The 19912-nt window shown below is 54.0% G+C and carries 18 protein-coding genes, 1 other RNA gene and 1 pseudogene; 10 read left to right on the top strand and 10 right to left on the bottom strand.

The genetic code is table 11. The annotated features are described in order from the left end of the window. Positions 1-18: 18 nt before the first annotated feature. Both QZ280_RS02700 and QZ280_RS02695 read right to left on the bottom strand, forming a co-directional pair. Positions 19-1254 carry an extracellular solute-binding protein gene (locus QZ280_RS02700; RefSeq protein WP_293440822.1) on the bottom strand — a complete coding sequence of 412 codons (1236 nt, stop codon included), beginning with the start codon at positions 1252-1254 and terminating at the stop codon, positions 19-21. An 82-nt stretch (positions 1255-1336) separates the two neighbouring features. Beyond that, positions 1337-2386 (bottom strand): ABC transporter ATP-binding protein, encoded by a 1050-nt coding sequence (locus QZ280_RS02695; protein ID WP_293440820.1) that lies wholly within the window; start codon positions 2384-2386, stop codon positions 1337-1339. A 242-nt stretch (positions 2387-2628) separates the two neighbouring features. On the opposite strand from QZ280_RS02695, the gene QZ280_RS02690 reads away from it, so the two are divergent. Together QZ280_RS02690 and QZ280_RS02685 are read left to right on the top strand one after the other, a co-directional pair. Then, positions 2629-3543 (top strand): ester cyclase, encoded by a 915-nt coding sequence (locus tag QZ280_RS02690; RefSeq protein ID WP_365734101.1) that lies wholly within the window; start codon positions 2629-2631, stop codon positions 3541-3543. Further along, a complete protein-coding gene (locus QZ280_RS02685; protein ID WP_293440816.1) occupies positions 3540-4430 on the top strand; it encodes an amidohydrolase family protein in 891 nt (296 codons plus the stop codon). The genes QZ280_RS02690 and QZ280_RS02685 overlap by 4 nt, the downstream gene beginning before the upstream one ends. Before the next feature lie 253 nt (positions 4431-4683). Here QZ280_RS02685 and rnpB read toward each other — a convergent pair. The 5 genes from rnpB to gatC form a co-directional block, all read right to left on the bottom strand. Further along, positions 4684-5105, bottom strand: an RNA gene (gene rnpB, locus QZ280_RS02680) — RNase P RNA component class A. A 14-nt stretch (positions 5106-5119) separates the two neighbouring features. After that, the gene (locus QZ280_RS02675) at positions 5120-5734 is read right to left on the bottom strand and encodes an N-acetylmuramoyl-L-alanine amidase (protein ID WP_293441125.1); all 615 of its coding nucleotides are present in this window, start codon (positions 5732-5734) and stop codon (positions 5120-5122) included. 75 nt (positions 5735-5809) lie between these two features. Further along, positions 5810-6487 carry a hypothetical protein gene (locus QZ280_RS02670; RefSeq protein ID WP_293440815.1) on the bottom strand — a complete coding sequence of 226 codons (678 nt, stop codon included), beginning with the start codon at positions 6485-6487 and terminating at the stop codon, positions 5810-5812. A gap of 36 nt (positions 6488-6523) precedes the next feature. Further along, positions 6524-8011 (bottom strand): Asp-tRNA(Asn)/Glu-tRNA(Gln) amidotransferase subunit GatA, encoded by a 1488-nt coding sequence (gene gatA, locus QZ280_RS02665; RefSeq protein WP_293440814.1) that lies wholly within the window; start codon positions 8009-8011, stop codon positions 6524-6526. Further along, entirely contained in the window at positions 8011-8298 is a 288-nt protein-coding gene (gene gatC, locus QZ280_RS02660) for an Asp-tRNA(Asn)/Glu-tRNA(Gln) amidotransferase subunit GatC (protein WP_293440813.1), read from the bottom strand. The genes gatA and gatC overlap by 1 nt, the downstream gene beginning before the upstream one ends. A 184-nt stretch (positions 8299-8482) precedes the next feature. Between gatC and QZ280_RS02655 the strand changes: the two are divergent. After that, a pseudogene (locus QZ280_RS02655) lies at positions 8483-9199 on the top strand (metal-dependent hydrolase). A 12-nt stretch (positions 9200-9211) separates the two neighbouring features. Here QZ280_RS02655 and QZ280_RS02650 read toward each other — a convergent pair. Continuing rightward, positions 9212-9334: a hypothetical protein gene (locus QZ280_RS02650; protein WP_293440809.1), complete on the bottom strand. Its 123-nt coding sequence runs from the start codon at positions 9332-9334 to the stop codon at positions 9212-9214. On the opposite strand from QZ280_RS02650, the gene QZ280_RS02645 reads away from it, so the two are divergent. The 7 genes from QZ280_RS02645 to QZ280_RS02615 all read left to right on the top strand — a co-directional run bounded on the left by QZ280_RS02645 (position 9333) and on the right by QZ280_RS02615 (position 16780). Next, positions 9333-10094 carry an ABC transporter ATP-binding protein gene (locus QZ280_RS02645; protein ID WP_293440807.1) on the top strand — a complete coding sequence of 254 codons (762 nt, stop codon included), beginning with the start codon at positions 9333-9335 and terminating at the stop codon, positions 10092-10094. The two genes, QZ280_RS02650 and QZ280_RS02645, sit on opposite strands and share 2 nt — an antisense overlap. A gap of 8 nt (positions 10095-10102) precedes the next feature. Continuing rightward, positions 10103-11107, top strand: coding sequence for a branched-chain amino acid ABC transporter permease (locus QZ280_RS02640; protein ID WP_293440806.1), 1005 nt, complete (start codon positions 10103-10105; stop codon positions 11105-11107). Then, complete coding sequence (locus QZ280_RS02635; RefSeq protein ID WP_293440805.1) at positions 11104-12171, top strand: branched-chain amino acid ABC transporter permease; 1068 nt, start codon at positions 11104-11106, stop codon at positions 12169-12171. Before QZ280_RS02640 ends, QZ280_RS02635 begins: the two co-directional genes overlap by 4 nt. Before the next feature lie 33 nt (positions 12172-12204). Further along, positions 12205-13413 (top strand): ABC transporter substrate-binding protein, encoded by a 1209-nt coding sequence (locus QZ280_RS02630; RefSeq protein WP_293440803.1) that lies wholly within the window; start codon positions 12205-12207, stop codon positions 13411-13413. A 102-nt stretch (positions 13414-13515) separates the two neighbouring features. Next, positions 13516-14313 (top strand): ABC transporter ATP-binding protein, encoded by a 798-nt coding sequence (locus QZ280_RS02625; RefSeq protein WP_293440802.1) that lies wholly within the window; start codon positions 13516-13518, stop codon positions 14311-14313. A gap of 10 nt (positions 14314-14323) precedes the next feature. Beyond that, on the top strand, positions 14324-16126 hold the full coding sequence (locus QZ280_RS02620; RefSeq protein ID WP_293440799.1) for a long-chain fatty acid--CoA ligase: 1803 nt from the start codon (positions 14324-14326) through the stop codon (positions 16124-16126). Between the two features lie 3 nt (positions 16127-16129). Continuing rightward, positions 16130-16780: an HD domain-containing protein gene (locus QZ280_RS02615; RefSeq protein WP_293440797.1), complete on the top strand. Its 651-nt coding sequence runs from the start codon at positions 16130-16132 to the stop codon at positions 16778-16780. Between the two features lie 433 nt (positions 16781-17213). On the opposite strand, the gene preA is transcribed toward QZ280_RS02615, so the two are convergent. Together preA and QZ280_RS02605 are read right to left on the bottom strand one after the other, a co-directional pair. Next, on the bottom strand, positions 17214-18518 hold the full coding sequence (gene preA, locus QZ280_RS02610; protein WP_293440795.1) for an NAD-dependent dihydropyrimidine dehydrogenase subunit PreA: 1305 nt from the start codon (positions 18516-18518) through the stop codon (positions 17214-17216). After that, positions 18518-19849, bottom strand: coding sequence for an NAD(P)-dependent oxidoreductase (locus QZ280_RS02605; protein ID WP_293440793.1), 1332 nt, complete (start codon positions 19847-19849; stop codon positions 18518-18520). Before QZ280_RS02605 ends, preA begins: the two co-directional genes overlap by 1 nt. Between the last annotated feature and the right edge of the window lie 63 nt (positions 19850-19912).

The raw sequence follows: 19912 nt of genomic DNA, 5'->3' as shown, positions 1-19912 counted from the left end.
GCCCCCTGCCTAAGGTGCTTACTTCAAGAAACCTTGCTCTTTTGCCGCTGCGGTGTAAGCCGCTTCAACATCTGCCAACGCTTGCTGCGCGCTTTCAGTACCTTGAAGGAAATCGGTGATTTCCGCGCCAAGTGCGGTATGCAAAGCGCCCATGAATGGAACCATCGGATACGGTGCGGCACCGCCCGCAGCTGTGCCAGATACACCAGCTGATGCTGGGCTTGGCGTATAGCCTTCAACCAACCAAACGGCAGCGTCATTGTTGGCTTTGACGACCTCTGTTGTGATGCCATTCATCATAGCGATGAATGTTGCTTCTGCATCTTCATCCGAGATGTTTGTTGAGATGCCGATACCGTCCCACCAAAGTGTTGAAGCTGGGCGTGCGCCGTTGCCCCATGTTGGTGCTGCTGACAGCAATGTTCCGGCGACAACTTCTGCTGTTGACCCTTCGTCATCTAAAACCGCACCACCGCGCGTGCCCCACATTGTGGCCATAGCGAGGTTGCCCGCTTCCCACTCAGCTTGTGTCGCGTTCGAATCGTAGGTCAGGTAATCAGGATTGGAATAGGCAACCAATGATTTCAACATTTCCAACGTAGCAACGCCGTTTTTGTTGTTCACGGATGCTTCAGCTGTGCCCGCTTTGAAGAAGTCAGCGCCAGTGCCCATGTACATGTTTACGAACTCTTCGGCCAAGTTCCAGCCGGCTTTTGTATTCAAAGCAACTGGGTATTCCATCAAGCCAGCGGCGCGAACTTTCTCAGCAGCGGCGAGAACATCTTCATAAGTCGCAGGAACGCCCTCAACGCCAGCTTCTGCCAGAACATCAGTACGTGTAAACAGGTGCTGTGCATTCGCCATGAACGCGACGGCCATCACTTTACCGTTCACTGTGATCAGCTGGCTTTTGTTCAAAGCCGCGCCGTGTTTGGCAACCAGATCATCAATAGGACGGACCAAGCCGTCGTTCATCAATGTCACCAAGGTTGAGTTGGATACGATAACGGATGAGTACTGGGCAGGGTTGGCTGTGAGCGCCGCAACCATGATGTCTTTGTGGTCTTTGGTCAGGTTGGTTTCAACCGTAACGCCATCACCTGCGCAGGCGGACGCCGCCGCGGTTACCGCTTGAATTGCTGGGAAATCGTTAGAAAGAATGCTGACGTTGCCTGCGGTTATGCCGCAGCCAGCCATGGCTGTGCTGCCCAATAGTGCGAATGCACCGGCAGCTGTAATTGTCTTTAGAAACATTTGTTTCTCCCTAGTTGTCATTAAGATGCGCCTTGCAAGACCGCATCTTGGTTTCTCCCCTTTGTGGGGCTTTGATTTGGGGTTAATCCCCAATTCGCGCACCTGTCTGAGCATCAAACAAATGGCAAATTTCAAGTGGCACAGAAATGCGAACCATTTCGCCAATCTGCGCCCGATAATCCTTGGCTGCTTTTACAGAAACCAATTCTCCGTTTACTTTGACGGTGATCATTGTCGCATCACCAAGCAATTCCATTGCGTATACGGCAGCATGGATTTCGCCATCCTGCTCAACGATCGACGCATCCTCGGCCCGAAATCCAAGCTGAACGGCACCATCAGCGGCGTCATGGCCTGCGACACTGATGTTATCGCCGGTGAATTTGCCGCCCGCCATTTGGCCGACGATCAAGTTCATTGCAGGAGAGCCAATAAAGCTGGCCACAAAGGCATTCGAGGGGCGGTCGTAAATGTCAGTAGGGCTTCCGACTTGCTGAACCACGCCGTCTTTCATGACGACAACCCGATCGGCCAATGTCATGGCTTCGATCTGATCGTGGGTAACGTAAATCGTTGTGACCTTTAGTTCATGGCTAAGGTTCTTGATCTGCGCACGTGTGGAAACACGCAGCTTGGCATCCAGATTGGAAAGTGGCTCATCCATCAAAAACACGTTGGGCTCTCGCACAATCGCGCGGGCCAAGGCAACGCGCTGACGCTGACCACCAGATAGCTCCGCAGGTTTGCGATGTAAGAAGTCGTCCAGCTCTACCATCGCAGAGGCGTTCATCACGCGCTCTTTGTGTTCTGCTTCCGGTATTTTTCGCACCTTCAACGGAAAGCGGATGTTCTCGTAAACATTCATGTTTGGGTAAAGCGCATAGGATTGGAACACCATTGCAACGTCGCGGTCCTTGGGGTCCAGATCATTGACCCTTTTGCCATCAATCATGATGTCACCAGCAGTAACATCCTCAAGCCCAGCAATCATGCGCATGGTCGTGGTTTTGCCGCAGCCTGACGGCCCAAGCAGCACCAAGAACTCTTGATCCGCAATTGTGAGGTTAAAGTCTTGTACCCCAACAAAAGAACCCCAGCGCTTTGATAGATTGCGCAGTTGGATTTCGGCCATGCAGTCCCCCTAATGATCAAAGACCATTTTGCATACGTTTGCAAAAAGGATAAACTTTGATCAAAAGGGCACGCAAGCTAATATTGCAAACGTATGCAATTTTGCGATTTGACCAACAACAAGGCCTTTTAAAGCCTAGATAAACAAGGGATGAGACGTTGGGCTTTCAAGCTGAAAAACAAGTGGTCCGGGAATACTATGGAGCTTTAGATAAGGCTGAGGGAGAGGGAATCACTGCGATTTTGAACGCCCGCACCTCCTGCAACTATATCTGGCGTGGGTTTCATCCGTTCCATATGCAGACAAATTCGCAAGCCGTTTCAGAAGTGTTCTGGCAACCGTTTCGACGCGCGGTGACGCACATGCAACGGCGCATGGATGTATTTTTCGCAGGCGATAATTTAATTGATGAGGGCGGTTCAATCTGGGTCTGTTCCATGGGGCATCTGATGGGTTTGTTTGATAACCCGTGGCTCGGCATTCAACCAACTGGCAAGATGATCATGCTGAGGTACGCCGAGTTTCACAAAGTTGTGGAGGGCAAAATCGCCGAGACTGCGTTTTATTTCGACATCCCGCATTTCATGATCCAAGCGGGGTATACTCCTTTTCCTGATCAAGCGGCGGCGCATTTGGTGCAACCGGGACCCATGCCACATGATTCTTTGCTGTTTGCGGATGCCGCCCCGAGTGCGGGGCAAAAAACCTTAGATGTCATGCACAAGATGATAAGCGATCTGGGTCAATGGAAAAACGACCTGCCGCTTGAGGAAGAGCTCGCGCTAAGTTGGCACGATGATATGATTTGGTGGGGGCCTGCTGGGATCGGCGCAACCTATACGATCGCGCGGTATGCGCAGCAACATTCGGGACCTTTCCGTGCTGGACTAAGCGACCGATCAGGCACCGGTCATATCGCCCGAATTGCAGAAGGGGATTACGGTGGCTTTTTCGGTTGGCCAAACTTTAAAGCCAAAGCAACGGGCGGGTACTTGGGATTACCACCAAGCGACAAATCCTGCGAATTCCGAGTGATCGATATCTACAGACGCGAAGGTGACAAGCTCAAGGAAAATTGGGTTTTCATTGATATGCTGCATTTCTTTAACCAGCAAGGCATCGACATTCTAGGCAGACTAAAGGGAGCACAGCAGTGAGTTTTATAGATGCGCATCATCACCTTTGGGATCTAAATGCAGTGTCCTATCCTTGGCTCGAAGCAAAGGGTGTCACACGGTTCTTTGGCGATCCGTTGCCCATTCAACGCAATTACCTGATTGATGAGTTTAAGGAAGACGCCGCGCCTTTTGGCTTTAGCAGCTCGGTCCATATTCAAGTTGGGGCAGCTGATCCTTGGGAAGAGGCGAGATGGGTCCAAAAAATCGCAGATGCAAATCCGAATTGGCCAATGGCACAGGTTGTCTATTGCGACTTAACGCATCCAGATTTAGCAGAACAACTCGATAAATTTCGAACACTTTCTACGGTAAAAGGCGTCCGTCAAATCGTTGGACGTGCTCCTGGGGAAGATGCGCAAACAGGCACAAACGAGCTAACGAAATCAGGCGCGTTTTTGGATGGCTTAAGGGCAGTCGGCGCACGGGGCCTAACCTTTGATCTTCAGCTTATTCCAGAATTAATGCCGGCACTGGGGGAGCTGTTGCAGGACGCACCAAATACGCGCGTCGCGCTATGCCACGCGGGCTCGCCGCATAAGCGAAACCCGTCAGGTTTATTGGCCTATAGCAAGACGCTGCACCATCTGTCTAGATTGCCTCAAGTCCGTTGTAAGTTGTCGGGACTTGGTATGTTCGATCACACATGGAGCGCAGCTACGATCCGGCCCATTGTCGACAGCTGCCTTGATCAATTTGGTGCTGAACGATGCATGTTCGGCTCAAACTTCCCTGTCGATAAATTGTATTCAGACTATGCGAAGCTCGCGCAAAGTTACTTCGAGATTGTTCCAGAAAACCAACACAATTCAGTGTTCCGCGACGTTGCTCAGGCTTTCTATGGGTTTGACCTTGAAGGCTGTAATTAGGGAGCGATATCCTTTTGTCATTGTGCCAAGGCCAACGTAAGTCAAATGAGATCTGTTCGGCACCAAGCGGTTTGAGAAAATACCAGTGGCTACTTTAAATAAGCGGCCATTCATGCACCCACTATGAAAGTCGGCTTCGTCCGCGAAGCCGACACCCAAGCAAAAGGCAAAACGCGCAACTTTCTTTGTGTCACATACAAAGTCAAACATGCCTCTTTCTCGCTTTCCAGAAATTTTGGTTCAGAAAAAATATGCGTACGGAGGGCCTATAAGCCGGATTTTGTCCAATGCACGTCTCTCGACGTGCAAATAGATGACCATTCATCTCAAGGCGCAGTTACCTGCGCCCCTCTAGCTGCCAACCCGGATGCCTCAGGCTAAAGCGTCCCTGCGAGGATATCGATTGCTCGATCACACCCACGCGGCATCCCTATTTGGCATTGCTCCCGATGGGGCTTGCCGTGCCGGTCCGGTTACCCGTCCCGCGGTGCGCTCTTACCGCACCGTTTCACCCTTACTTAAGTCGAAACAAAAGCGGTTTCTTCTCTGTGGCGCTATCCCTCAGGTTACCCTGGCCGGGCGTTACCCGGCACCGTTACTTCATGGAGTCCGGACTTTCCTCTCAGACAAGCCCCCCGAAAGGAGCGCCGTCCAAGCAGCCATCCAGCCTTCCGTACGCAAGGATGCGCCTAGCTTGCGCTACCCCATGGGTCAACCGCGAATCGCGCCGCCAGTGAAGCTGCATCCCGCCGATCCGCCATAGACTCTGCTCCATCGCGCCAAGGTGCAAAGCGTTGGCGAAACGCGTTCAAGCACGACTCGACACCAAACACAGCCACGCCATACCCCAGCGCCGCTAAGCTTTCCGTTAAAGGCAGATCCTCACCCCGAGTGGGCCAAACAGACAAGTCCTGCACCGCCAAACGGCGCCAATCAAACCGCCCGCCGGGATCAAACTTACGCAAAGGGGCCAAATCAGAATGCGCGATCACATGATGAGCAGGGATCTCCCAACGGGCCAAAATTCCACCAAGCAGATCTTCCAAAGCATCCATCAACTCAGCCGAAAACGGGGAAAATCCGTCGTTATCCAGCTCAATCCCGATAGAGCGTGAGTTGATATCATCGCACTCGGCCCAGCGCCCTGATCCAGCATGCCAGGCACGCGCAGCTTCATCGACCAGTTGGGTCACACCCCCATTGCGGCCAATCACATAATGCGATGAGACTTCCTTTTCAGGATTACACAATGTGCAAATTGCATCCTCGGCGCTTTGCATTGCGGTATAGTGGAGCACCACCATATCAGGTTTGCAAATGCCACCCTTGCGCGGCCCACAATTGGGGGATGGACGCTGTTGAACCGCACCCATCAGACTTTAGTCACTGACCGCATTGCGAAACGGTGCCGGATCCCAAGCGCAGGCAAATCCGTCGCCATCAGGGTCCATGCCCTTGCGATCCTTTTGCGGACCGCCCTGCGCCATAAACGCCTGCTGCGCTTGATCTTGCGAGGCAAAGCCAGAACACGCGCGCTGATATTTGCGCTCCGCGTTAAAGCTGTTGCGACGATAGACACGTTGGCCCTTGGCGTTCTTCGCGGCAATCGCAAAGGCAACAATATTCGGCCCGCCATTACCCTGACGTGTCGGCAAAGCTGTCGGCTGGATCACTTGGAACTCTTGTTGGTTCTGCGCACGTTTCGCCGCGTCGCCTTCGATAGAACGTTGGCCAGAAACTGCGCTGAAATCATTCTCGGCACTGATCCCACCCGCGCGCAAAACGGGTGCTGCGTTGGTTGGACTTGAATCAACTGCACCGTCCGCATTTGTCACTTGCGCAATGCCGGAGGCCGCAGCAGGTGCAAGCGTTTCAGAACTCACCGCTTGAGGAGGTGGCAAAGCCCCGCCCCCATTCAGCGCCGCATCGCGCGCCGCTTGCTTTTGTTCGATTTTTTTGTAATCGCCATAGCCCACGCCCGTGCCACTGTCAGGAATGGTCGGACTACAGGCCGCAAGTGCTCCCAGCGTTGCGAGCGATAAAAGGATGCGTTTCATATTACAGAATGCCTCGATGTTATCTTTTCGCACAGCTTACCACCACTTGGCGGGTTTTGCTACAAATCCCGCCGCCTGCTCCAGCGCGTAGGCGGTATTTAGCAAATCACCCTCTTCCCACGGCTTGCCAATCAACTGCAGCGCGAGGGGTAGACCTTTGCTGTCCAAACCGGTCGGAACCGCAATGCCCGGCAAACCCGCAAGGTTCACGGTGACGGTAAAGACGTCATTCATATACATTTGCACGGGATCCGCGTCTTTCATCTCGCCAATGCCAAAGGCCGAACTCGGCGTCGCAGGCGTCAGGATTGCATCGACGCCAGCAGCAAACACATCATCGAAGTCTTTCTTTATAAGCGCTCGCACGCGACGCGCACGATTGTAATAAGCGTCATAAAAACCAGCACTAAGCACATAAGTTCCGACCATCACACGGCGCTGCACTTCAGGGCCAAAGCCTTCTGCGCGGGTCTTTTCATACATCTCCGTGATGCCCTCACCCGCCTCCAAAGTTGCACGATGGCCATAGCGCACCCCATCATAACGCGCGAGGTTCGAAGACGCCTCCGCAGGCGCAATCACATAGTACGCAGGCAAAGCGTATTGCGTGTGCGGCAGCGAGATATCGACGATCTTCGCGCCCGAATCTTTCAGCATCGCGGTGCCGTCCGCCCAAAGCTTTTCGATTTCGTCAGGCATACCGTCCATACGATATTCTTTAGGGATACCAATGGTCTTTCCCTTGATATCGCCCGTAAGCATCGCCTCGAAATTCGGTACAGGCAGATCAGCGCTGGTGCTGTCTTTTTCGTCATACGAACACATGGCTTCGAGCATGATCGCCGCGTCGCGCACGTCCTTGGTCATCGGCCCTGCTTGATCCAAGGAAGACGCAAACGCGATCGTGCCCCAGCGTGAACACCGACCATAGGTCGGCTTGATCCCAGTGATGCCTGTGAAGGCTGCAGGCTGGCGGATGGAACCGCCTGTGTCTGTACCTGTCGCCGCCAAACACAAATCCGCCGCGACCGCAGATGCAGACCCGCCAGATGATCCGCCCGGTGTCAAATCCGTGTCATCAGCGCCGCGACGCCACGGGTTCACCGCGTTGCCGTATACGGATGTCTCGTTCGAGGAGCCCATCGCGAACTCGTCCATGTTCAACTTACCGAGCATCACCGCGCCCACATCAAACAGGTTTTGGCTGACAGTGCTTTCATACTCAGGCTTGAACCCGTTCAAAATCGCAGAGGCTGCCTGCGAAGGCACGCCTTTCGTGCAGAACAAGTCCTTTATTCCAATGGGCAAACCACACATAGCCGGCGCATCACCGCGCGCAATCCGCTCATCTGCGGATTTGGCCTGCTCAATTGCGATCTCTGGCGTGTGATGCACAAACGCATTCAACGCGCCCGCGCCCTCAATCTCTTTCAGAAAGGTTCCGGTCAACTCAACCGATGTGGTTTCACCCTTCCGCAACGCATCGCGCGCGCCTGCCAGTGTCATTTTTGTAAGATCAGACATTATTCAACCACCTTCGGAACCGCGAAAAATCCTTCGCGCGCATCTGGCGCATTCTCGAGCACTTTTTCAGGTTGATCCCCATCCGTCACCAAATCCACACGGCGTTTTAAACGCTGTGGCGTCACAGATGTCATTGGCTCAACACCCTCAACATCGACCTCATTCAATTGCTCGATAAAGCCAAGAATATTGGTGAATTCCTGGGCCAAAGCAGGCAATGCCTCAGGCTCTACTTTGATACGGGCCAATTTGGCCACGCGCGCCGCAGTTTTTTCATCAATTGACATCAGGCAAGTCTCCGCAAAAGCATGTTGCGCTAGCGTTTAGCGCCCACGCGCGCCGCTCGCAAGGGTGCCGCCGCCACCACACAAATAAACCTCGCATAAACCGAGCATCTTACGCTTCATCTTGCCCTTTACACTCAAACCCTGCACCCGTCCCCAACAAGCATGCATATACAGAAGCAACACAGTGCAAATCATTTCCCTTGGCAATTCCCGCTTTCGTATCGAGATCGAAGATCAAATCCTTCTTGTCGATCCGTGGCTCACCGGCTGCCCTGTATTTCCTGCAGAGCGTCGCCAAGATGCGATAAAAAATGCGACACATGTGTTGATCAGCCACGGCCATTTCAATCACGGCGCGGATGACTTCGAGATCGCCAAGGAACTCGATCTACCCGCGGTCGGCAGCTACGATCACATGGGTTTCATGAAGGCCAAGATGGGCATCAAGACCGTAGCTTTTAACAAGGGAGGCACGGTGCAGCTTGGCCGCGTCGCCGTCACAATGCTTACCATCGCGCATTTAAGCACGTATAAATTCGAGAATAGCCCGATGTATGCGGGCATGGAAAGCGGCTTTATGATCGCGGACGAAGGCAAGGTGATCTATTTCAGCGGCAACACAGATGTAATGATGGATATGGAGCTGTTCGAGGACCTGCATCAGCCTGATATCGGCATCCTCTGCGCGGGCGGAAACTTCACCATGGACATGACACGTGCCGCCTGTGCGGCCAAACGTTTTTTCAATTTCAGCATGGTTATTCCGTGCTATTGAATGACCGTACCTCTGGTTGAGCAGTCCATACAACCGATGATCGACGCTGTCCCAAAGCCTGGCATAAAGTGGCGGACGAGAACGGCCTTAGATCCGTCATATGATCTCCCCCGCAACCTTACGTAACGTACAAGCACGTCAAAGAGCATTGCCAGACCTGCGCAGAACGCTAAGGTTGCCGCTCAACATAGAGAGCTGCTTGGGCAAGATCGCGAAAAGCGGCACCCCGTATTTGGCACAGCGAAAGGTCCGATCAGCCATGCTGAGCATATCCGATTTATATCTTTCCTTTGGCGGCATCAAAGCGCTGCAAGGGGTAAGCTTTGATGCCAAAGCGGGCGAGATTACCGGCGTGATCGGCCCAAATGGCGCGGGTAAAACTTCGCTTTTCAACGCGATTTCAGGATTTTACGCGCCCAACCGTGGCACCGTGACCTTTGATGGCAGCGACATCACAGGCATTTCGCCGGACAAACGCGCGTCTCTCGGCATGGCGCGCACGTTTCAAAATATCGCGCTGTTTCGCGGCATGACCGTGCTCGATAATATCAAGCTTGGCGGGCACACGCGTCTCAACACTGGCCTCTTCTCTTCATTCAAATATTTCGGCTCCGCACGCCGCGAAGAATTGGAATTGCGCCGCGACATCGAAGAACGCGTGATTGATTTCCTCGAAATCGACCACATTCGCAAATATCCAATCACTATGCTCTCTTACGGTTTGCAGAAACGCGTTGAACTTGCGCGCGCGCTGGCGATGAAACCGCGTGTCTTACTACTGGATGAACCAGTCGCAGGCATGAATCGCGAAGAAACCGCTGATATGGCACGCTTTATCCTAGATGTGCAGGAGCAATTTGGCACCACCATCCTGCTGGTGGAACATGACATGCATATGGTCATGGATATTTGCAGCCACATCGTCGTGTTGAACTTTGGCCAGCAAATTGCGTCAGGCACACCTGCGGAGGTCTCGCAAAATCCGGCGGTGATCGAAGCCTACTTGGGCGCGGCGGCATAGGGGCGGACATGGGACAGTTTATTCAATTCGCAATCAACGGCCTGATGAGCGGAGCAATCTACGCCCTGATCGCCGTGGGCATAGTGTCGGTCTACAAGGCCACCAAAGTGGTGAACTTCGCGCATGGCTATCTGATCATGTTCGGAGCGTATTTCTATTTCACCTTTGCCGTGATCATTCCTGGACAAGACTGGGCACCCGCCTGGCTAGCCTCTTGGAAGCCCGATTGGATGGTGGAAATGCGCGAAGGATTGAGCATGTTTTCCCTGCTCGGCGCTGTTCTTGATTGGGCCGCAAATGTGCCCCGCATCATCTGTGGTTTAATAGGCGCGGTTGTGTGCAATGCGATCCTTGGCCGCGTGGTGGAGCGCACGCTGATGCGTCCTCTGATGGGTCAATCGGTTTTTGCGATGATCATGGTCACTGTTGGCCTGATCTCGATCCTCTCGGGGTCTGCCTCGCTGATATGGACAGCAGATGCGGCCTTTGTGCCCCATATCGCCCCAAACACACCGATCCGGTTTGAGCTGTTCGGCTCGATGATCTTCCTCTTTGGCGCGGATATAGTAAATATGATCATCGCGCTAATTATCTTTGGCAGCATCGTCGCGATGGTGAAATTCACCAAAGGTGGCGTTGCGATCCGTGCTACGGCAGAGGATCAATCAACCGCTTATTCCATGGGCATCTCTGTGCCCAAGATCTTTTCGCGCGCTTGGGTTCTCGCCTCTGCCACAGGGGCTGTCGCGGGAGCAATCCTTGCGACGCGCAACGGCATTTCACCCTCCCTTGGCCTGTTCGGCTTTTCGGTGCTTGCAATCGTGCTGATGGGTGGACTTGATAGCTATGTGGGCTGCTTTATCGCGGCCATGGCGGTCGGCGTTCTGGAAGCGATGACCCAATGGAAAATGGGCGGTGAGTGGGCCGAGATCGTGCCTTACGTAGCTGTATTGGTCGTCATCATCTTCCGTCCACACGGATTAATGGGTCAAAAAGAGGTTGAACGCATATGATCAACGGCAATCTCAAGGCCACATATGGCGCGGACGAGCGAGTTCTGAACAATCGCAACAAACAGATGTTTGTCTTTGGCAGCATAATCCTGCTTGCGCTGTTTCCCTTATTCGCGGATGATTACTCCGTCCTTATGGCCTGCAAGATGGGCATCCTTTTGATCGCTGTGGTCGGCGTGAACGTTTTGACGGGCTACACGGGCCTTGTTTCCCTTGGGCACGGCGCGTTCGTGGCCATCGGGGCCTACTCCACTGTCATTTTTAGCAATCTGTTCAGTGGCTTGCCCACTGGTATCTTGCCGTTCATTGTAGTGCCGATGGCCATCGCGGTCTCTGCGCTCACTGGCATAATCGTTGGCCTGCCATCTTTGCGGGTCAAAGGGCTTTACCTTGCGGTTGCCACGCTCGCAGCCAGTTTCATTGTGAAATTCCTGATTGAACAAGACCTCTTCGCACCCTGGACGGGCGGCATTGTGGGGATTGACACCCCTGTGCCAAGCCTGCTGGGCTGGGAGCTGGACAACAAACGCGAAATGTATGTGCTGATCACAGCGCTTGCCCTTGGCACAATGCTTGCTGCGCAAAACCTGTTTCGCACACGCGTCGGTCGCGCCTTCATCGCTATTCGAGACCGTGACTATTCAGCCGAGATCTTGGGGATTTCCTTACTGCGTTACAAGCTGATGAGCTTTGCGATTTCCGCAGGCTATTGCGGCTTGTCCGGCGCACTTGGAGCGTATTTCTTTGCACGTATCCTGCCCGAACAGTTCGGCCTTGATCTGTCGCTTGAACTTGTCGCCGCGCTAATCGTTGGCGGTATGGGGCGTACACTTGGGCCACTGTTTGGCGTGGTCGTCGTGATGCTTGTTCCCGAATTGATCAAGATCAGTATGGCTGCGGCCACAGGCGGCAGTTTGGAACTCGCGCGTTACACTGGCCCCGTGCAAGAAATTGTCTTTGGCCTGCTTTTGGTGTTCTTCTTGTTGAAAGAGCCACTGGGCATCAATCAAATTACTGACCGAATACTGCGTTCTGCAAACCGTTGGCCGTTTGCGCGTGGATAAAATCAAAGGCCACTACTATTGGGAGATAAAACTATGACACTGAACAGACGGACTTTCCTTGCCACGGGTGCTGCCGCAACGGCTGTAGTGGGCACACCAATGATCCTCAAAGCGCAGCCCGCAGAATATGTACTTGGCGCATCCTTGCCCCTGACCGGTCCTTTCGCGACCGCGGGCCAGTTGGTCGCGCCGGCCTTTGCTTTAGCGCAAAAGATGTTCAACGACGAAGGCGGTATCGCAGGCACGCCGATCCGTTTTGTAACCGAGGATTCCGGTTACGTGCCGCAGAGCACACTTGCCAATTACCAACGCGTTTTGGCGACAGAAGGCAAAGCCTGCGTCGGCTATTTTGCAGATTCTACAGGTGCGATGAAACTAATCGCACCAGAGTTGAAAGGCGAGAACGCGCGCTTGATGGGGTCGACCTCTTTCGCGTCTGAATTGGCGAACCCTCAGACGAACCCATACCAGTATATCTCTGGCCCAACGTATCAGGACCAGTTCGACATTTTGATGCAAAACATCAAAGCGGCGGGTGGGTCTAAAATTGCGATCATCTACTCCAACACGGAATTTGGTCGCGATCCTTTGGAGCATGGCCGCGCGACGGCTGAGAGACTCGGCCTTGAGATCGTTCTTGAAGAAGCAACGAAACCACAAGGCGCGGACATCCCAACGCACGTTACAAAGCTGGCGCAATCAGGCGCAGAGCACTGCATCCTGCAAGGCTACGTGACAGGCGTTTGGCCACAGCTTATCGGTGGCGCGCGTCAATTCGGTCTGCCAATCCAGTTCCACGGCACTTTCTGGGGTATGGAAAAGCTGATCGCAGATCGTATTACCAAAGAAGCGGGTCCGTTCCTTGCAGGTTACCAAGGTGTGATGCCGTATCGCTACTTCTATGACCGCGAAAACGCGCCGCGCTATGAGCAATATGCAGCGCTTTCCAAAGCGATGTTTGCGGGCACGCCACTAGAGAACTACATGTCCACGTGGGCGCTTCAGGCGATGTGTGGTTTGGAGCTGGCGATGAAGGCGCTTCGCGACACAGCTGAAGCTGGCAAAGAGCTGACGGCAGACAATGTCGCTGAGAGCCTGTCTGGTATTTCCGATTGGGACAGCGGTGGTTTCTTCGGTGGGCCAGTATCAATGAACAATAACAAGATTGGCACGGGTCGCGTCTATGAATACGCGCCGGATACCGGTCTGTTCACGCCTGTGTCTGACTGGCTCAGCACTTAAATAGTTTTCGGATGGCCTTTACGGGCCATCCAACCGGCGCGGGGGCTGTCCCCCGCACCCCCAAGGTATTTCAAGACCAAAGAAGATGATGGGTGCGCGTGCATGCTGACGATCGAAAACATCGAGGTGAGTTATTATCACACCGTGCAGGCCCTACGTGGCCTGTCCCTTGAGGTGCCTAAGGGAAAGATCGTGACTTTGCTTGGCACCAATGGCGCGGGCAAGACAACGACTTTGAAAGCGGCCTCAAATTTGTTGAAGCTCGAAAATGGTGAAGTCGGCGAAGGTCGCATCCATTTTGATGGCAAGAACATTCGCAATATCGCGCCAGATGCGCTTGTGAAACAGGGTCTGTTTCATGTGCGCGAGGGGCGGCGGATTTTTTCGGAAATGACCGTTGAGGATAATCTCATTGCGGCGTCTTATGCGTTGGACGGCCGTGGCTTTAACGCGGATTTCGACAAGATTTACGCGTTTTTCCCAAGATTACAGGAGCGGCGCAAGCAGATAGCCGGATACCTCTCTGGTGGCGAGCAGCAGATGCTGGCCTTTGGACGCGCGATGATTGCACGGCCTAAGTTGATTTTGATGGACGAGCCCTCGCTGGGCCTTGCCCCCAAGATCGTCAAAGAAATTTTCGACACGATCCGGCGTTTAAACACAGAAGATGGCACCTCCATCCTTGTCGTCGAACAGAACGCAGGGGTCGCGTTTTCCGTGGCTGATTATGGCTACATCATGGAGAGCGGGCAGATCGTTCTGGAGGGCGATGTCGAGACCCTGAAGAACGACAAAGACATCCAGAGCTTCTATCTCGGCGTGTCCGAGGACGGCTCTGAGGATCGTCAGTCTTTCCGCGATGTGAAACATTACAAACGCCGCAAACGCTGGCTGAGCTAAGGGTAATCCTATGACCGATTTCCGCTCCAACGTCTCAATCGTCTCCGCACATGCGCAAAGCGATCCCGCGCGCGTCGCCATGCGCCAAAAGGACTTCGGCATCTGGCAAGAGATCACATGGTCCGGCTTTGAAGAGATCATGCATGCAGTCGCAGCGGGCCTGATGGAACTTGGCATGCAAGACGGCGAACACATTGGCATTCTGTCCGAGAACCGGCGTGAATGGGTGCTCGCGCAGTTCGGCATCAATGCAGCGGGCGGCGTGGTGACGGGGATGTACCCCACCTCCCCCGCACCGGAAATCGAACATCTGGCAGGCTCGTCTGACACCACAATGCTATTCATTGAAGACCAGGAGCAGCTCGACAAGATTATTGAGCTGCGCGGTAAACTGCCAAAGCTGCGCCAGTTGATCATCTTTAACCCGAAGGGCACTGATGGCGAGGCGGAGCTGAACCTCAAAACCTTCGACGAGGTGATCGCAATGGGCCGTGCAGCCCTTGAGGCAGGTGCAGACACAGATGTGCAAGCACGCAAGTCCGCTATCAGCCCAGAGCACACAGCTATGATGGTCTTTACGTCGGGCTCCACCGGATTGCCAAAAGCTGCGGAGATCAGTCATCACAATCTCTCTGTCGCGGCGGCACTTAGTCGAGATATTTTTGGCGAGTATCCCGAAGGCACCAATGTTCTCAGCTACTTACCCCTATGTCATATCGCCGAGCAGAACGTCACAGTGACCAATGCACTGGCGAGCAAAATGGTGATGAACTTCGGTGAAAGCCTGCGCACGATCATCATTGACCTGCGTGAAGTTGCGCCACAAATTTTCTTCGGTGTGCCGCGCATTTGGGAAAAGATGCGCTCTGATCTCACGATCCAAGCCGCCACGGCTGGCACGATTAAGGGTCCCGTTACTCTCTATGCCTTGAAGCGAGCAGAACGACGCGGTGCGATCCGGCGCGATGAGTGGAGCACGTCCGACAAGATCGCCAACGCGTTTTGGGACTGGACGGTCTATCGTCATATCCGCTCCTACCTCGGGCTTGGACGGGTAAAATTTGCGATCTCTGCCGCCGCCCCGATTTCCGAGGATCTGCTGGGCTTCATGCGCGGCATCGGCATCAACATTCGTGAAGCTTGGGGCATGTCCGAAACGACGGGTGCCGCGACGATCCAGCCGGACTGGGGCTGCTCTGAGGGGCGCGTGGGCCACTTTGTGGATAGCGTTGAGTATAAGATCACAGACGACGGTGAACTCCTCGTCAAGGGCGGGATCGTCTTCAAGGGCTACTACAATCGCCCCGACGCCACCGCCGAAACTATCGTCGATGGTTGGTTGCACACCGGTGATGTGGCAGAGGCCTGCGCGGATGGCTCGATTAGCCTGATTGATCGCAAGAAAGACATTATGATCAACGCGGCAGGCAAGAACCTGTCGCCCTCCTTGATCGAGAATATCATGAAGGCCTCCCCCTTCATTAAAGAGTGCATCGTGGTCGCCGACAAGCGCCCCTTTGTCACAGCTTTGGTGCAGATCGACATGGACCCCGTGCGCCTATGGGCGGAAAGCAAAGGCATCGCTTACACGACATTCCGTTCTCTGGCAGAAAATCCGCAAGTGATTGAACTTATTGATAAAGAAATCGCAAGGCAGAACGGTAATCTCGCGCGTGTAGAGCAGATTAAGAAGGTGCATTTGCTCTCGAAAGAGCTCGATCACGATGATGGCGAAGTCACGGCCACTATGAAAGTGCGCCGCAACAAAGTGTTTGAGCTCTATGACGCGCAGATCGAAAGACTCTACGCTTAACCCATGAACTCCGCACTTTTTGCCCCCAATGAAAGCCTCGCAACGGCGCTGTTGCCCTTTGCGACCCCAAATGAATCAGACGGGGCTCATGACATCGCGCACATCACCCGCGTCTGGCGCAATGCGTACGCGATTGCCACTATCGAAGGAGGCACGCTGGACATCATCGCAGCCGCGACGCTGCTCCATGACTGCGTGAGCGTCGAGAAAGACAGCCCGCACCGCGCCAGTGCCTCCACACAAGCGGCGAAACAAGCGCAAATCCATCTCAAAGACCTCGGCTGGCACACAGACAAAATCGCCCGGACCTGCCACGCGATTGAGGCGCATAGTTTCTCCGCCAACATCCCACCCGAAACGTTAGAAGCGAAGATCCTCCAAGACGCAGATCGCCTTGACGCCATCGGCCTCATTGGCGTCGCGCGTTGTTTTTATGTGGCGGGACGCATGGGCAGTGCGCTCTATGATCCAAATGATCCACACGCTCAAAACCGCATACTCGACGATCGAAATTTTGCTATCGATCATTTTGAGACTAAACTCCTTACCCTCGCGGAGGGCTTTCAAACCAACGAAGGCCAACGCCTCGCAACAGCGCGGCACGAAGAACTCCTCGGGTTCCGCGACGCCTTCCTCGCCCAAATTAGCGCGTAACGCCCCCCTTCATCTTTCTAAGTAAACTTCGGGGGAGCGCGCAGCGCGGGGGCAGCGCCCCCTCGAACCAAGCTACTTAAGCGATCACTCCTGAAGCATATATCCGTCAGCATAAGTCTTTTCAGCTTCCAGCTACAGCGTAACTTCCTGCGCATGGGCAAAATCAGACACGTCCCATCAAGACCAGAAATACAGCAATCGATAGAGATCGCGACGTTATAAATAATTGGATTCATCGAATGCTCCTGCAAATAAGATCAGCCAATGCGCTATCTTCAGGGCGGTGAAGTTTATGCGATCTTGATCATTGGCAGTGCACTCCTTTGGATTGGGCAGATGATACTCAAAAATTGGAGATAAAAAGACCCCTGCCGTCACTCACTCCGGCAGAGGTCTCTGGGTGCCGCTGGGGAGAACAGCGGGGTCTTAAACTCTACTCGGCCGCGGTGGCCGACGGATTATTCGGATGTGTCGTCCAGTTGGCATAATCCTTATCGACCACACGATCCGTGCGCGGATCAACCGCGCCAACAGGCATTTGCTCCATCGTGATGCAATTCTCAACAGGGCAAACATTCACGCATAAATTGCAGGCCACGCATTCCGCATCAATCACGCTGAACACGCGATCTTCGGACATGGCAATCGCTTGATGCGAAGTATCTTCGCATGCCGCAAAACAGCGCCCGCAAGAGATACAGAGGTCCTGATCAATCTTAGCTTTCGCAATATAGTTGAGGTTTAGATACTGCCAATCAGTCGTGTTCGGCACCGCCATACCCACGAAATCTGTCGTATTCTCATAGCCCTTCTCATCCATCCATTGGCTCAGGCCCGAAATCATCTCTTGAACGATCTTGAACCCATAAGTCATCGCCGCCGTGCAGACCTGCACATTGCCACAGCCAAGCGCCATGAACTCCGCCGCATCGCGCCATGTGGTCACACCGCCAATGCCTGAAATGGGCATGCCCGCGGTTGCCTCTGCGCGCGCAATCTCGGACACCATGCTCATCGCAATCGGTTTCACCGCAGGGCCGCAATAACCGCCGTGGGTGCCTTTTCCATCAATCGACGGCTCTGGCGACATGCTATCAAGGTTCACAGAAGTAATTGAATTAATTGTGTTAATTAAACTAACGGCATCTGCGCCACCTGCGCGCGCAGCCGCTGCAGGTTTGCGCACATCGGTGATATTTGGCGTCAGTTTGACGATCACTGGCTTCGAATAATATCGCTTACACCAGCGCGTAACCATTTCGATATACTCGGGCACTTGGCCAACAGCCGCGCCCATGCCGCGCTCGCTCATGCCATGGGGGCAGCCGAAATTCAGCTCGATTCCATCCGCACCCGTGTCCTCCACCAGCGGCAAAATCGCTTTCCACGCCTCTTCCTCGCAGGGTACCATCAACGACACGATAATCGCACGATCCGGGTAATCTGCCTTCACGCGCTTGATCTCTTCAAGGTTGGTGAACAGATCACGATCCGTGATCAGCTCGATATTATTCAAGCCCAGTAACCGACGATCCGCGCCATAGATCGCACCGTATCGCGGTCCGTTCACGTTAACCACAGGCGGCCCTTCAGAGCCAAGCGTCTTCCAAACGACCCCGCCCCATCCAGCTTCAAATGCACGGCGCACATTGTATTCTTTGTCCGTCGGGGGTGCCGAGGCGAGCCAGAAAGGGTTCGGACTTGTGATGCCAATAAACGTCGTTGTGAGATCTACCATCAGGTTACCCCTCCCATCAGGTTCGCATTAATATCAATCGCCGCATCGCGACCCTCAGCCACAGCTGTCACCGTCAAGTCATCGCCCCCAAACGCACAATCGCCCCCGGCCCAAATCCCCTTAACAGAGGTTGCACCAGTGTCCGACACTTTGATCTTGCGCCCCTCTAGGTCGGGCAATCCCTCGCCTTGCAAAGTCTGACCAATCGCACGAAATACTTGATCTGCCATCAAACGCACGGTCTGGCCCGTAGGCTTTAGATCATCATCCGTATATTCAAACTCCACCTCGCGCACAGGGCCATTGCCATGCACTGCGTTAGGCGACGCATTGGTAATAATCCGCACGCCCTTAGAGGCTGCCAAGTCCTGTTCATACACACTCGCGTTCATCCGTGCGCGCGATCTGCGATAGACCAGCGTCACGTTTAAAGCTCCAAGTAGTTTCGCCTGCACGGCCGCATCAACCGCCGTCATACCGCCCCCGATCACGACGACATCACGCCCGATCGGCATGGCTCCCAATTCGTTCGCTTGACGAAGCTCCGCAATGAAATCAACGGCATCCGTGATGCCATCCTTGTCGTCTCCATCCAGGCCAAGCCCGTTCACACCGCCAAGACCCATGCCCAAAAACACAGCGTCAAAATCGCTTTGGAGCTGCGCCAAGCTGACATTAGATCCAAGTGCGACACCTTGGTTCACGACAATACCGCCAATTTGCAAAAGCCAATCCACCTCTTTGGCCGCAAACTCATCGGTGCTTTTATACGCGGCAATGCCGTATTCGTTCAGCCCCCCAGCCTTCGCGCGCGCATCATATAGCGTCACATCATGGCCCAACATCGCCAAGCGATGCGCGCAGGCCAGTCCCGCTGGCCCCGCACCGACAACCGCGACACGTTTGTCCGTCGTTTCAGCACGCACGAAGGGATGCACGCCTTTGGCCATCAAACCATCCGTCGCATAGCGCTGAAGCTGGCCTATCAAAACCGGCTTGCCCTCAGCCACTTCGCGCACACAGACCTCTTCACACAACGTTTCAGTCGGACAGACCCGCGCGCACATACCGCCCAGAATATTCTGGGTGAGGATCGTTTTCGCCGCTGCATCCGACGTACCCGTGGCGATCTGGCGAATAAACAAAGGGATGTCTATATCCGTGGGGCAGGCCGTCATGCAGGGCGCGTCATGACAAAAGTAACAGCGATCCGCCGCCACCAAAGCCTCATGATCATCCAGCGGTGCATGCAAATCCGCAAAATTCGCATCGTACTGTTCAGCACTCAACCGCCCTGTTTGTATCCCCTGAGCGAGCATATCTGCTGGCATGGACTTCTCCTCGTGACATTCACTTTCACTCAGGTTTGCAGGATTTAATTTTTTTATCAACTG

This window comes from Planktotalea sp. (assembly GCF_018607995.1).
GTDB lineage: Bacteria > Pseudomonadota > Alphaproteobacteria > Rhodobacterales > Rhodobacteraceae > Planktotalea.
This window is presented reverse-complemented; position numbering and strand designations above follow the sequence as displayed.

Coding starts and splice junctions, on each gene's coding strand:
- gatA (WP_293440814.1), bottom strand. CDS start 8,011: ATGTCTGATCTTACAAAAATGACACTGGCAGGCGCGCGCGATGCGTTG.
- QZ280_RS02635 (WP_293440805.1), top strand. CDS start 11,104: ATGATCAACGGCAATCTCAAGGCCACATATGGCGCGGACGAGCGAGTT.
- QZ280_RS02620 (WP_293440799.1), top strand. CDS start 14,324: ATGACCGATTTCCGCTCCAACGTCTCAATCGTCTCCGCACATGCGCAA.
- QZ280_RS02605 (WP_293440793.1), bottom strand. CDS start 19,849: ATGCCAGCAGATATGCTCGCTCAGGGGATACAAACAGGGCGGTTGAGT.
- QZ280_RS02615 (WP_293440797.1), top strand. CDS start 16,130: ATGAACTCCGCACTTTTTGCCCCCAATGAAAGCCTCGCAACGGCGCTG.
- QZ280_RS02675 (WP_293441125.1), bottom strand. CDS start 5,734: ATGGTGGTGCTCCACTATACCGCAATGCAAAGCGCCGAGGATGCAATT.
- QZ280_RS02630 (WP_293440803.1), top strand. CDS start 12,205: ATGACACTGAACAGACGGACTTTCCTTGCCACGGGTGCTGCCGCAACG.
- QZ280_RS02670 (WP_293440815.1), bottom strand. CDS start 6,487: ATGAAACGCATCCTTTTATCGCTCGCAACGCTGGGAGCACTTGCGGCC.
- QZ280_RS02645 (WP_293440807.1), top strand. CDS start 9,333: ATGCTGAGCATATCCGATTTATATCTTTCCTTTGGCGGCATCAAAGCG.
- preA (WP_293440795.1), bottom strand. CDS start 18,518: ATGGTAGATCTCACAACGACGTTTATTGGCATCACAAGTCCGAACCCT.
- QZ280_RS02640 (WP_293440806.1), top strand. CDS start 10,103: ATGGGACAGTTTATTCAATTCGCAATCAACGGCCTGATGAGCGGAGCA.
- QZ280_RS02695 (WP_293440820.1), bottom strand. CDS start 2,386: ATGGCCGAAATCCAACTGCGCAATCTATCAAAGCGCTGGGGTTCTTTT.
- QZ280_RS02625 (WP_293440802.1), top strand. CDS start 13,516: ATGCTGACGATCGAAAACATCGAGGTGAGTTATTATCACACCGTGCAG.
- QZ280_RS02700 (WP_293440822.1), bottom strand. CDS start 1,254: ATGTTTCTAAAGACAATTACAGCTGCCGGTGCATTCGCACTATTGGGC.
- gatC (WP_293440813.1), bottom strand. CDS start 8,298: ATGTCAATTGATGAAAAAACTGCGGCGCGCGTGGCCAAATTGGCCCGT.
- QZ280_RS02650 (WP_293440809.1), bottom strand. CDS start 9,334: ATGGCTGATCGGACCTTTCGCTGTGCCAAATACGGGGTGCCGCTTTTC.